The sequence below is a fragment of the Sinorhizobium sp. FG01 genome (assembly GCF_002531875.1).
GTDB classification, from domain to species: domain Bacteria; phylum Pseudomonadota; class Alphaproteobacteria; order Rhizobiales; family Rhizobiaceae; genus Sinorhizobium; species Sinorhizobium fredii_C.
Genome location: NZ_NWTB01000021.1, coordinates 1 through 12,442, shown reverse-complemented (window position 1 = coordinate 12,442; position 12,442 = coordinate 1). Strand labels below are relative to the sequence as shown.

Genomic DNA, 12,442 nt, shown 5'->3' with positions numbered 1-12,442 from the left:
CATGGAGGTAGCGCATGCGCATCATCGTCCACAAGGACAAGTGCCAGGGGCATGCTCGATGCTGGGCGCAGGCGCCGGAGGTCTTCGAACTGGATGACGAAGGCTACATCCTACCTGGAGACATCGAGGTGGCGGAGAGGGACGAACTCCTCGCCTCACGAGGCGCTCGATCCTGCCCTGAGCGTGCGCTGGAAATCGATGCCACAGCCGATGCCTTGCTTGCCCGACTATTGTTCAATCAAGCCTGTGGAGGGTTTAAATAGAAGGCAGCCGTGGAGGCCGATTGCCTCTGGCCCAGAACCGCATCGGGCCGCCGCGAAACCTACGGCACTGAGCTGTTTCAGTCGACGCGCAAGCGGGCAGGCGGGTTTGGGCGCCATGCGGCTGCTGACCGCCGAATAAACCGTGAAATTGCGCCTGCATAGCCGGATGGGCCAAAACACCTCTTCCAACAAGACTTGCGATAAAGGCCATGGACCACAAGAATATTGTCGAATTATACGACCGCGAAGCGATCCGCGACTGTCTGTATCGGTACTGCCGCGGGATAGACCGGGCGGACGAGGCGGCGCTGCGCAGCTGCTACTGGCCCGATGCGCATGACAATCACGGGGCGTATGCCGGCTCGGCCGAGGGTTTCATTGAATTCGCGCTTGGTGTCTTCAAGACCGAACCGCGCAACATCCATCAGATCACGAACATTCTAATCGAGTTTATCAGGCCGACTGAAGCCGCCGTCGAAAGTTACTTCACCGCGCTCCAACGTGGGCCCGACGGCGGCAGGACAATACGTCAGGTTCTCCTATGTGGTCGCTATTGCGACCTTTTTCAGAAGAGGGAAGGTGAGTGGCGAATTGCCGAGCGTACGGTGGTCTACGATTGGCTCGAGGAGCAGACACCGCAGGCGGCGTCAGAGATTGAGCGGTTCGGTCTCAGGCAGCCGATCGGAACATCGCATCCGGATGACCCGGTCTATTCGCTCGGGAAGCGCAAAGCGCAATGAAGTCAGGGCGAATAGCGCCGCGTCTGGCTGGTGTGGCCTCTTCGTCTCCGGGCCGTGCTGCTGAACTGCGATGATCTGAGCCCCATACCGTTCGAGCTGAGCAGGAGACTTGATCCATGAGCCAAGCAGAACGCGTCATCATCATTACAGGTGCTGCAGGCGGAATTGGCCGTGCTCTGGTCGATGTCTTTGCCGCAAACGGCGACACTGTCGTTGCCGTGGACCTTCCGGGAAGCGGCGTACTCGAATTGGTCCGCGACCTCGGTCCCGCGCATCTCGGGCTAGAGGCCGATATCTCGCGAGAGGAGGATATCCTCGCTCTTCATGAACAGATCGAAGCACAGTTTCCCCAAATCGGCGTCCTAGTCAACAACGCCTCTGTGGGGCCTACCCTGGATCCTATCGTTAACACGACTATCGATGCCTTTCGTAGCGCGTTGGCCGTAAATCTGATCGGCCCATACGTCATGGCGCGTGAAGCGGCGCGGCGGATGCAGCGCGGCGGTGTCATCGTCAATGTGGCGTTGCTGGCCGGCTTGCTGGGCAATCCCAGGCGTAACGCCTACGCCGCCTCGAAGGCAGGCCTGATCTCGATCACGAGAAGTTTGGCATGCGAGTTGGCGCCGCGCGAAATCCGCGTGACGGCAGTAGCGCCGGGCTATGTGCGCACGCCGATGGTCGAGCAACTGGAACGCGTCGGCGAGACGGATCTCGCGGCTATTCGCCGACGCGTGCCGATGGGGCGCATGGCGCGTCCCGACGAGATCGCCTGGGTTGTGCGTTTTCTGGCTAGCCCACAGGCGGCCTGCATCAACGGGTCGGTTCTGACGGTTGATGGTGGTTGGATGTCTTTCAACCAGCCGGGCGACGCGCACCCGCCGGTGTATGGGACACCAGAAGCCGAACGCTCCCGTCCGGCCGAGTACAGCGGCGAGCGAATCGTGCTTGTCACGGGCGGAGCGAACGGCATAGGCGCGGCCGTCGTTCGCCGCTTTGCCGCAAACGGCGATACCGTCGTAATTGCCGATAGAGAAGGCGCTGCGGCGGCAAAGCTTGCGGGCTTTCTAGGTGGCAAGCACATGGCGAAATCCGTGGACATTGCCGTCGAGAGCGACGTGGTGGCGCTGTTCGAGGAGTTGCGAGCGCGCTTCGGCAGGCTAGATCTCCTCGTTAACGCTACCGCTGGGGCCGAGCTTTCTGTTGCGGGGAGCCAAAAAACAACAGTACAGGTCCAGCGTGTCCTGGATGTCAATCTCACCGGCGTCTTCACCTGCGCGCGTGAGGCGATCAAGATGATGCGCCCCGGAAGCGTGATCCTCAACGTTGGATCGATGGTTGACTTTCTGCCCCTCGCACAGCGTCACGCCTATGAAGCCTCCATGTCGGGGACAGAGATCCTGACACGGTGTCTGGCGGCAGAACTTGGGCCAGTCGGTATTAGGACGGCAAGCATCGCTCCTGGTTACATACGCCCTTCTGGCGGCTCCGGGTTGGCAAAGGTCGGCAGCGTCGCCCCGGAAGCGGCCAGCCGGCGCATCCCGATCAGGACGGGAGAACCGGAAGACGTCGCTGAAGCAGCGTTCTTCCTGGCTTCGCCTGAGGCCTCATATGTCAACGGGTCGACCCTATGCGTGGACGGCGGCTGCACGTCCTTAGGTGATGCTGGATTCGAAAGTGGACTCGACCAGGAATACCCGGTGGCGGCCGCCAAATGGTTGCCGATTATGCCGTAGTCGACGAGCGGCGGCTCATTGCAACAATTGGCTTTCGTGGGGCACGGCCGTCGAATGGCGAGTGAATCGCCAACCGTCGAATACCGCAAACGTCCCCCTGCGGCCATGAAGTCGCGAAGCTGTCGATCAGCCGAATCGAGAACCTCCCATCACCGAAGGATTGCTATGGAATTCGCGACATTTCTCCTTGCCGCCCAGCGCGGCTATCATCAATCGCCCGACACGGTCATCCGCAACTCGATCGAACAGGCAGTGCTTTCGGAGCAGGCTGGCTTCAACACGGCATGGTTTGCCGAGCACCACTTCAATAATTACAGTCTTGTTCCCTCTCCCTTGATGATAGTGGCGCATTGTGCCGGCCTGACGAGCACGCTTCGTCTCGGTACCGGAGTCTGCGTACTGCCGCTCTATCAGCCGCAGCGACTGCTTGCCGAGATCGGGTTCGCCGACATCGTGTCGGATGGTCGCCTCGAGCTTGGCGTCGGCTCCGGGTACCAGCAGTTCGAGTTCGAGCGCTTCGGTGTCGATATCGATGAGGCGGCTACCGTCTTTTCCGAGTACCTGGCTATCCTTCTGAAGGGGCTCAACCAGAAGGTTTTCGAACACGACGGCCATTATCAGAAGATACCTCCGACGGCGGTTTCGCTGCGGACCATCCAAAAGCCGACTCCGCCGATCTGGATCGCGGCCGGATCGGCGCGCAGTATGAGGCGGGCCTATCGTGAGGGCCACAATCTGTTCGTCACGGCATTTCACAACGGGTTGGACGCCTTGCGAACGCTGCGTGATAGCATCGAGGAGGCAGCGACCTGCGAGAGGAAAAATGTCACGAAAGCCAAGATATCACTGCTGCGCTGCTGCTATGCCAGTGACCACGAGGCGGAGATCAACAGCTATCTCGACAACGCCCGCTTTCAGCGCCGGCTATCTGAAGCGTTGCAACAGCGCCGCCAGCAGAGCCAGGACGGTTATCTACTTGAGGAAGTCCCGACGAAACAGGACCTCTCGTTCGAGAGCATGCGCGAGAACCTGCCGATCGGTAATGTGAATCGGGTGATCGATCGCCTGCTTGAAGAAATTAGTGTGCTGAAACCCACTCAGATTGCCGTTCAGACGCAATTGGGCGATTTCGACCACAAGACGATGCTGAGGCAAATTGAACTTTGGGGAGACAAGATCATCCCTGCGATCAACGCGGTCACGCCCTAACGGCTCGGCCGAGACTCCATGCGGCCCAGCTCAACGTAAGTGGTGATAAAGGGCGTAGCAGGCATAATTCAAAAGCAACTTCCAGCGAATGTTCTGTCTGTCTCCCCTGTGGACTTGGACGGCTTTGTCGTGCGCGCGGCTAGACGGCAGCGAAGGCGACCGAAGGGTTATCCGACCAGCTCGGGTTACCCTGCATGAATGTGGCGGCGGCTGCCTTGATTTCGAACAATTTGTATTACTAATAAAGAATGCTGGCAATTTGGGATGGCAACCATCCACGTTATGGATAGATGAAGCATGCGGTTCAAGGGCCTTGATCTAAATCTCCTCGTCGCGCTCGATGCTTTGATGACCGAGCGCAACCTCACGGCGGCGGCGCGCCGCATCAATCTCAGTCAGCCGGCGATGAGCGCGGCCGTTGCCCGGCTGCGCAGCTATTTTCGTGATGAGCTGTTTGCAATGGCGGGGCGCGAATTTATCCCGACGCCGCGTGCGGAAGGGCTCGCCCCCGCGGTGCGCGAGGCTCTGCTGCAGATCCAGCACTCCATTGTTTCCTGGGAGCCGTTTAAACCGGCCCACTCAGATCGCCGCTTTAAAATCGTGCTCTCCGATTACGTCACGCTCGTGCTTTTCGAAAAGGTGGTGGAGCGTGCGGCGCGGGAAGCTCCCGGCGTCAGCTTCGATTGTCTGCCGGTTGCGGACGACTTCGAGGAGCTACTGCGGCGAGGCGAAATCGATTTTCTGATCATGCCGGAAGCGTTCATGTCGCAGCATCCTCACTCAGCACTGTTCGAGGATAAATTTGTGTGCGTCGGTTGCCGCTCCAACAAGCAGCTGTCGGAGCCGCTCACATTCGAGAGGTACATGTCTATGGGCCACGTTGCGGTGAAGTTCGGAAATACGCGGTTGCCCTCGTTCGAGGAACGGTATTTGCTCGAGCATGGTTTCAAGAAACGTGTCGAGGTCGCAGTGCAGGGTTTCAGCATGATCCCGCCCATGCTGTTGGGCACTGAGCGGATAGGAACCATGCCCTTACGGTTGGCGCAGCTTTTCGCAAAAACAATACCCCTGCAGATCGTCGAGGTTCCGCTGCCACTTCCCCCGTTTATCGAAGCAATCCAATGGCCCGCCCCACACGATAGTGATCCGGCAAGTCGTTGGCTGCGTGAGATGCTCGTAGAGGAGGCGTCGCGTATGGTCTCGCCGCGTGCCCAGGAACCTCTGGATCCGTGCTTTAGTCGCGTCATTCGCTAAATCCGCCGCGCGATGAGGCGCTGCTCCCGACAACTGCGCCTCCTCATCGCCCGCCTTCCATGAAGACGGTGTTGCCGCCGCCTCTTTTGAAATCCTCGACATTGTTTCCTCGACGCAAGGCGGCCTTCTGCCCAAGTGCCGGGCGAGCCAACTGGTAGGTTAAGCCGCTTCTCAATCGACCAGGGCTCGTATGGCCTCTCGATGTCCGTGTGAGCCAAGCTCCATCGGTTGGCTGCGTCACTTTAGCACTCTCGACCAAAGAGTGCTAAAAACTCTTGAATTCAGTTTTCAACTGAACCAGAATCAACCGCTGCCAGTAGCCGGAGCGGCCTTGCCCGTCCGCAGTGCATTCGTCCGGCGAAGAGCATCGTCGATTGATTTTATCCAGGAGGAAGGCATGAAGTTCCAACCGCTTCACGATCGCATTCTTGTCCGCCGCGTCTCGTCCGAAGAGAAAACCAAAGCCGGCATCATCATCCCCGATACAGCCAAGGAGAAACCACAGGAAGGCGAGGTGATCGCCGTCGGCCCGGGTGCTCGCAATGAGCAAGGTCAACTCGTCGCGTTGGACGTCAAGGTCGGAGATCGCGTGCTCTTCGGCAAATGGTCGGGCACGGAGATCAAGATCGACGGCGAGGACCTGCTGATCCTCAAGGAAGCCGACGTGCTCGGCATCATCGAAGATTTGGGCGCGGATAAAAAGGCCGCCTGAGAGCTGCCACTGACCAGAATTCAGCGAAGGAGTGAACCATGGGTGCAAAAGACGTAAAATTCCATTCCGATGCCCGAGATCGCATGTTGCGCGGCGTCGATACGCTTGCCAACGCAGTAAAGGTGACGCTGGGGCCAAAAGGCCGCAATGTCGTCATCGACAAATCGTTCGGCGCCCCGCGCATCACCAAGGATGGCGTTACCGTGGCGAAGGAGATCGAGCTTGAGGACAAGTTCGAGAACATGGGTGCGCAGATGCTGCGCGAGGTGGCCTCGAAAACGAGTGACATCGCCGGCGACGGCACCACGACCGCGACGGTGCTCGCGCAGGCGATCGTCAGGGAGGGCGCAAAGGCCGTTGCTTCCGGCATGAACCCGATGGACTTGAAACGAGGCATCGACCTCGCCGTCGACACGCTCGTTGCCGAGCTGAAAGCCAAAGCGCGGGAAGTTTCGAAGAATGAGGAAATCGCCCAGGTCGGCACCATCTCGGCAAACGGTGATGCGGGCATCGGCCGTTACCTCGCCGAAGCAATGGAGAAGGTCGGCAATGACGGCGTGATCACCGTCGAGGAAGCCAAGACCGCGGAGACGGAACTTGAGGTGGTCGAGGGAATGCAGTTCGACCGGGGTTACATCTCACCCTATTTCATAACCAACCAGGATAAGATGCGGGTAGAGTTCGAGGAACCCTACATCTTGATCCACGAAAAGAAGCTCTCCAACCTGCAGGCGATGCTGCCTGTTCTCGAAGCTGCCGTACAATCGGGCAAGCCGCTCCTCATCATCGCCGAGGATGTCGAAGGCGAGGCGCTTGCCACCCTCGTCGTCAACAAGCTGCGCGGCGGACTGAAGGTCGCGGCCGTCAAGGCCCCTGGCTTCGGCGACCGGCGCAAGGTCATGCTCGAGGATATTGCAATCCTCACGGCAGGCACCGTGATCTCCGAAGACCTTGGGATCAAGCTGGAGAACGTCACGCTCGACATGCTCGGCCGCGCCAAGAAGGTCTCGATCGAGAAGGAGAACACCACGATCATCGACGGCGCCGGCACCAAAGCCGACATCGACGGCCGCGTCGCGCAGATCAAGGCGCAAATTGAAGAGACGACGTCCGACTATGATCGCGAGAAGTTGCAGGAGCGCCTCGCCAAGCTCGCCGGTGGCGTCGCGGTCATCCGCGTCGGCGGCTCGACGGAAGTCGAAGTAAAGGAACGCAAGGACCGCGTTGACGATGCGCTGCATGCAACCCGAGCGGCGGTCGAGGAAGGCATCCTGCCGGGTGGCGGCGTGGCGCTTCTGCGTGCAGTCAAGGCTCTCGATGGCGTGCAGACCGTCAATGACGACCAGAGGGTCGGCGTCGAGATCGTTCGCCGCGCCATCGAAGCTCCGGCGCGCCAGATCGCGGAAAACGCTGGTGCGGAAGGCTCGATCATCGTCGGCAAGCTGCGCGAGAAGGCGGAATTCTCCCATGGCTGGAATGCCCAGACGGGGGAATTCGGCGATCTCTTCTCGATGGGCGTGATCGATCCTGCCAAGGTCGTCCGCACCGCGCTGCAGGATGCGGCCTCGATTGCCGGCCTGCTCGTCACCACCGAAGCGATGATCGCCGAGAAGCCGAAGAAGGAAGCTCCGCCGGCAATGCCGCCCGGCGGTGGAATGGACTTCTAGTCCCGCCTGCAGCCGCGTTCCGCATCTTCGGCTAGCCGAGAGCTTCAAATAAGGTTGTTCGGCCCCGCCGGGGTCGTTGGTATTTCCAGCGACACTCGACGGGGCTGAATAAAGCCGCTGCACTTGTCGCGCGGGGGCAACATTCAACGCCGGCTTGTCTGTGGAAGTCGACGTGCCGCAAACATTCGGCTGCATGACCCGCATATTTTGCCTCAAGGCCTGAGCCCCGTGAGCATAAAACAGTTGAGCGGCCGGCATCTCTAGCGCGTCCCCATCTCGGAGGGAACATTTGAGCGAACTCGACGAAATCAGGGCAACACTCAGGTCTAGCCAACAGAGAACTTTTCCGCGGCAGATACGGGAGTTCGGGCTGGATCTGATCGTGCGAGAAGGCGTTTTTCCTCCCGAAGATTTCCAAAGTTGGCGTTGGTTTAGCGAGAACTTCCCTCCATTCGCTCGAAAGCGGATCTTGGAAATCGGCTGCGGTTTCGGTCTACCAGGTCTCCTCTTGGCAAAGACCGGAGCGCTGTCGTTGCTAGCCTGCGATATCAATCAGCTGGCTGTCGCGAACACCTTGGAGAATGCCGCAAGAAACGGGATTGAAAATGTCGACGTCATCGAAAGTGACATCTTCAGTAATATTCCTCCTGGAAGGAAGTTCGACATTATTTTTTGGAACTACCCCTGGAATTTCGTTCCAGCACAATTCGAATTTGTCGATGACATTGAGCGTGGAGCATTTGATCCCGGCTACGGCCAGCTCGAGAGATTTCTGTCGGAGGCTCAAGCATTTCTTGCAGAAGGAGGCAAAATCCTTTTAGGATTCGGCATCAATGCCCGCGATGACCTTCTTGAGCGAATAGTGGCTGCGAATGATCTCAGATCGGTGATTGTGAAGTGGGGGCCGGGCCCCAACATCGACTTAGCTTACAGGCTGTTCTCAATTCGCAGGAGCGCGACAGCATATGGTTTCCGGCCCTCACGTGGACTGCACTAGCCACATTTCGCCCATCGCCTCGGAATTACGGTGACGCAAAGATCCGGATCCATGACGCGACGCTCAATAAAAGGACCGATCTCTGTCTACAATCGGATATTGACTCCAGCGGCGCTTCTGCGAAGTTGCGGTTTGCGCAAGTGACCTACCGCTTCCGCTACCGCTTTTTAGGTTCAGGTTAAAGCTTACCTGCCGCCGGACAACGGCATCACCGAGCACGAGCTGCTGCAGAAACGCATCACGCGCATCGACGGCCGGTAGGCCAGGGGAAGCCCTCGGCGACGACGGGCGGGCCTGGAGACGACGGCAGAAATGGCGGAGGCGGCGGAGCGCGCCCCGCACCCGTGAGAAGTCCAACGCTTGAGGATCACGGCTCCACCGCACCTCCGTTTGCAGCCATCAAGGGGCAGGCACCAGCATATGCGGAGAAGCGTGGACTTATCAGCCTTGACGAGACGGCGAGGGCGGAAATTACGCCGATTGCAGAGAAAATCGCCGCGTGATGTCCGGTCGGGCACCTTCTCAAATCGTATATTTTTGAGTGGGTGATTTTCCCAGAGGCCGCCATCGAGCGGCCTTTTCTCTTTGGGGCGCTGCCGAACCGCGGACGTTTAAATTCGCGAGGTCGCCGGGACTGCCCCAACCCTAATATCTCCACCTCGGAGAGCGCTTCGCATTGTAAAGCAATTCAGAAGCCGTGGCGAAATCGCCAAAGATGAGGGTTAGCCGCCGTTCTTCCTCCTGGCACAAGCGTTGCCGGCGGCAAAAATCGTGAATATTCCACACCTTAGTAACAGCATGCGTGGAAAGTTTATCGGCTTCGACGCGTACAACCATCCTTGCTCCTCCCAAAGCGATGGCGCCACACTATTATACTAAGGTATAATGAAGCAAGAATAAACGTAAGTATTACTTAGTGCCGTAAGTATTACTTATTGCCTGACGCCCACCCTCCCGTGGCGACGGGCGATCGTGCGGCCGCTCTCCTGCATGGCGGGATAGAGCGGCCGCTTGTTGCTTAGACGATCAACTGCACGATATGAGCGAACGGCGTCATAGCCCATTTTCCGCTGTGATCCTTCGCCGTTCCGTAGATATTAAGTCCCGGCCGACCGTGAACTCTGCATGCATGGTGATCTCGTTAAGGTCGAGAGCATGGCCCTGAGTTCGGTCACATGGTTGCCTGATTTGTTCGCTGATTAGATCCGCGAGCGCCTGATTGAGGACCATGGCCATTTGAAGCCCTAAGTTTCCTTCGCATCATACACGAACGTTAGCCCTTCAGTCTGTTGGCCGCCTTGTCCGCAGCGTCCCGATCGCCGCCATGCTGTTTGATGATCCGTCGCGCATCCGCGGCATTGATGCCGTGCTTTTTCGCGAAGTATGCAACTTCGTATTCTTGGGTGCCTGAGACCAGGCGGCGATCTGCGGCGGTTTTCGTTTTGTCGTCTGCCATCAGAGGTCCTCCTTCGTTGATCGGAGGACAGCGCAGAGGGGAATCGTAGGTTCCCAAGCCTGTATCGGCCGAGTTCCCCCGCGCACGGATGCGCATCGCTAATCCTGGCGGGTTAGAGAAGCATCTTCTGTTCCCACGCTGTATCGATTCCGTTCGTACCTATTTCAGCTATTCATGATGCATCGTAGGCCTCATGCTGAATGACATTCGCAGCGAAGGGGCGGAGGAATACCGACGCCTCTACCGAACCGCCCGCTGGCGCGGGTTGCGTGAGCAACAGCTTGCCTGCCGACCTCTTTGTCAGTGGTGCTTGGAGCTCGAGATTGTCGAGCCGGCCACTGAAGTTCATCACCTTGTTGCACGCATCGCGGCGACCTCGTTCCGTTCTGGTCAGGGCCTTTTCTCAGCACCTGCGGTGTGACGAGTTGGCGCAGGCACGCGGCCAGGAGCTCTACGAAGTTCTGAACACCTCGCAGGGCGCCCAATGGAGCCGCTCGGCATCGTCATCTCGAGCCTGGCGAGCGCATCTACCTTGGCCTCGATCTGTCGGGCGTGAATGACCTTTGCGCGTTGGTCGGCGTCTCCGCGGAGTTTGGGGGCGATCGAGTTGGCGCCTGGCATTGGAAGCCGCAAGAGTGGCTGCTGCATGACCATTTGCGTGTTTCAGTAAGTCCCGGACACCGATTTCAGTAAGTCGCGGACGGCAATTCCGCTCGTCTGGTTAGGCGCAGAAGCGGACGACGAGGGCAAGGTAGAAAGCGGCGTGTACAGTGGCACCGTACAACCGTGTGTGCAGTCTTAGTGCAGTTGACATAGCGCACCACATGACCCATATAAGGAGCATAGTTTTCGAGGTGGGAACGGCTTCCCCACGCGCCACACCTTGTGTGGTTAGTAGTCGAAAGACCAAGAGATGCGGACTTTAGCACCCGCCGAAAACGAATCAAAAGCCTCGCGAAAGCGGGGCCTTCTCTTTTTGGGCTGGGTCTGTCAAGCAAAGGACATCCTCTCCGCGCCTACAAGGCGCGGCGTCGGCCGTTGTCTTGATTTTTGGCGAACAACGGTTTTGGCACGCCGGAAGATGATGGGTGCCCGTCAGGAGTCTGGCTTCTCTGCGAAGTCGGCGCGCAACTGCTTCATGATCGGGTCGGATGGAGGGGCATCTCAATCTTTTTTCCGAAACTGTCAGCCTGAGCTGACGTCCAGCCCCGCCTCGAGATTGCCCGCCCACTCGTCCCTGAACGGGACCTCTATCCGCGCGGCGACGCGGAACCCTTAACTCGCGCTCTCAGGCGGCCTTGGCCTCCCAGCGATAGGGTGTGTTGTCGACCCACATCCGATGCAGGATGATTGCCAGGCGTCGAGCCACCGCCACGGTAGCCTTCGCCATACCCCGCCGACGAGCGACGGAGAGGCCCCACGCCTTCAACGGCGAGCTCCGCTTCGAGATTCGCAGCAGGATCCCAGCGGCTTCGACCAGCGCCCATCGTATACCGGCATCACCGCACTTCGAAATGCCCCGGTCCCGATCGATCTCACCAGATTGATAGCGCGAGGGCGTCAATCCGAAGTGAGCCGGGACGGAGCGTGATCGGCCGAAACGCGCTGGCTCGTCGACTCCGGCCCGGAAGCTCAGGGCGACCAGCGGGCCGACGCCGGGCGCCGTCATCAGCAGCTTGCAGGTGTCGTCACTCTCGGCCAGCCGTTCCATCGCCTTTTGCAGGTGCTGAAACTGCTTTCTCAGCACGCGGCGGACTTCCAGGAGAGGGTCGATCACCAAGCGCAGATTCGGGGATTGTTCGAGCAACTCGATGATGCGCCGCTCGAACTGCAGCCGGGTCACGGCGCCAACCTTGAGGCCAAAGTTGCGCAGCAGGCCGCGCAGGTTGTTCTCCGCATCGAGGATCTTGGTCTGAACGAATTTGCGCGCGGTGAGCAGCATCCGGATCTCTTGGCTCCTGACGGTTTTGACGTGCACAGGCTTGAAAAGCCCGACGCGCATCATCTGCGCGATCCCGCGGGCATCGTTGCGATCGGTCTTGTTGATCTGCGCCGAGAGCGCGGCCTTCATGTGCCGCGTCTCGACGCAGATCACCGGATAGCCTGCGGCAGCCAAGCCGCTGTAGAGCCACTGCGACAGCGGTCCGGCCTCCAGGCCGACCCGCTTATACGGTCCGCCGATCGCATGAAGCAGGGCGCCAATCGCATCCGGCTCGCTTTCAACCTTGCTCTCCCGGATGAGCTTACCGCTCGCCTCCATCACGCAGACGCTGGTGGTGCGAATAGACACATCAAGACCGACAAACAATTCCATGGCAGACCTCCTAATCGGTTTGACCTTGCCCCCAAGTTTTATCCAGTTTTGAGTTCGCTCCTGCGGTTTTGGGTTGCTGTATTTGGGGCGGTAGCGG

11 protein-coding genes are annotated in these 12,442 nt (G+C 59.1%); 8 read left to right on the top strand and 3 right to left on the bottom strand.

What is annotated here, in order from left to right; translation table 11 throughout:
- Nucleotides 1–14 precede the first annotated feature (14 nt).
- From CO656_RS25845 to CO656_RS25810, 8 genes are all read left to right on the top strand, one after another.
- Nucleotides 15–263: a ferredoxin gene (locus CO656_RS25845; protein ID WP_097527649.1), complete on the top strand. Its 249-nt coding sequence runs from the start codon at nt 15–17 to the stop codon at nt 261–263.
- 209 nt (nt 264–472) lie between these two features.
- Nucleotides 473–1,003, top strand: a complete 531-nt coding sequence (locus CO656_RS25840; protein WP_097527648.1) for a nuclear transport factor 2 family protein — start codon at nt 473–475, stop codon at nt 1,001–1,003.
- 116 nt (nt 1,004–1,119) lie between these two features.
- Entirely contained in the window at nt 1,120–2,736 is a 1,617-nt protein-coding gene (locus CO656_RS25835) for an SDR family oxidoreductase (protein ID WP_097527647.1), read from the top strand.
- A 165-nt stretch (nt 2,737–2,901) separates the two neighbouring features.
- The gene (locus CO656_RS25830; protein ID WP_097527646.1) at nt 2,902–3,945 is read left to right on the top strand and encodes an LLM class flavin-dependent oxidoreductase; all 1,044 of its coding nucleotides are present in this window, start codon (nt 2,902–2,904) and stop codon (nt 3,943–3,945) included.
- A gap of 297 nt (nt 3,946–4,242) precedes the next feature.
- Nucleotides 4,243–5,199: a transcriptional regulator NodD2 gene (nodD2, locus tag CO656_RS25825; RefSeq protein ID WP_097527645.1), complete on the top strand. Its 957-nt coding sequence runs from the start codon at nt 4,243–4,245 to the stop codon at nt 5,197–5,199.
- 397 nt (nt 5,200–5,596) lie between these two features.
- Nucleotides 5,597–5,911: a co-chaperone GroES gene (gene groES, locus CO656_RS25820; protein WP_097527644.1), complete on the top strand. Its 315-nt coding sequence runs from the start codon at nt 5,597–5,599 to the stop codon at nt 5,909–5,911.
- A 38-nt stretch (nt 5,912–5,949) separates the two neighbouring features.
- The gene (gene groL, locus CO656_RS25815) at nt 5,950–7,578 is read left to right on the top strand and encodes a chaperonin GroEL (protein WP_097527643.1); all 1,629 of its coding nucleotides are present in this window, start codon (nt 5,950–5,952) and stop codon (nt 7,576–7,578) included.
- A gap of 289 nt (nt 7,579–7,867) precedes the next feature.
- A complete protein-coding gene (locus CO656_RS25810; RefSeq protein ID WP_097527642.1) occupies nt 7,868–8,575 on the top strand; it encodes a class I SAM-dependent methyltransferase in 708 nt (235 codons plus the stop codon).
- Nucleotides 8,576–9,220: 645 nt separating this feature from the next.
- Here the strand turns inward: CO656_RS25810 and CO656_RS31060 are convergent.
- The 3 genes from CO656_RS31060 to CO656_RS25790 all read right to left on the bottom strand — a co-directional run bounded on the left by CO656_RS31060 (nt 9,221) and on the right by CO656_RS25790 (nt 12,345).
- Nucleotides 9,221–9,412, bottom strand: coding sequence for a hypothetical protein (locus tag CO656_RS31060; RefSeq protein ID WP_097527641.1), 192 nt, complete (start codon nt 9,410–9,412; stop codon nt 9,221–9,223).
- 436 nt (nt 9,413–9,848) lie between these two features.
- Complete coding sequence (locus CO656_RS25795) at nt 9,849–10,031, bottom strand: DUF3606 domain-containing protein (protein ID WP_037377580.1); 183 nt, start codon at nt 10,029–10,031, stop codon at nt 9,849–9,851.
- Between the two features lie 1,288 nt (nt 10,032–11,319).
- Entirely contained in the window at nt 11,320–12,345 is a 1,026-nt protein-coding gene (locus CO656_RS25790) for an IS110 family transposase (protein WP_097527640.1), read from the bottom strand.
- Between the last annotated feature and the right edge of the window lie 97 nt (nt 12,346–12,442).

Bases quoted from the DNA above. Each gene is read 5' to 3' on its own strand.
- CO656_RS31060 (WP_097527641.1), bottom strand. From the start codon at position 9,412: ATGGTTGTACGCGTCGAAGCCGATAAACTTTCCACGCATGCTGTTACT.
- CO656_RS25790 (WP_097527640.1), bottom strand. From the start codon at position 12,345: ATGGAATTGTTTGTCGGTCTTGATGTGTCTATTCGCACCACCAGCGTC.
- CO656_RS25795 (WP_037377580.1), bottom strand. From the start codon at position 10,031: ATGGCAGACGACAAAACGAAAACCGCCGCAGATCGCCGCCTGGTCTCA.
- CO656_RS25830 (WP_097527646.1), top strand. From the start codon at position 2,902: ATGGAATTCGCGACATTTCTCCTTGCCGCCCAGCGCGGCTATCATCAA.
- nodD2 (WP_097527645.1), top strand. From the start codon at position 4,243: ATGCGGTTCAAGGGCCTTGATCTAAATCTCCTCGTCGCGCTCGATGCT.
- CO656_RS25840 (WP_097527648.1), top strand. From the start codon at position 473: ATGGACCACAAGAATATTGTCGAATTATACGACCGCGAAGCGATCCGC.
- groES (WP_097527644.1), top strand. From the start codon at position 5,597: ATGAAGTTCCAACCGCTTCACGATCGCATTCTTGTCCGCCGCGTCTCG.
- groL (WP_097527643.1), top strand. From the start codon at position 5,950: ATGGGTGCAAAAGACGTAAAATTCCATTCCGATGCCCGAGATCGCATG.
- CO656_RS25835 (WP_097527647.1), top strand. From the start codon at position 1,120: ATGAGCCAAGCAGAACGCGTCATCATCATTACAGGTGCTGCAGGCGGA.
- CO656_RS25845 (WP_097527649.1), top strand. From the start codon at position 15: ATGCGCATCATCGTCCACAAGGACAAGTGCCAGGGGCATGCTCGATGC.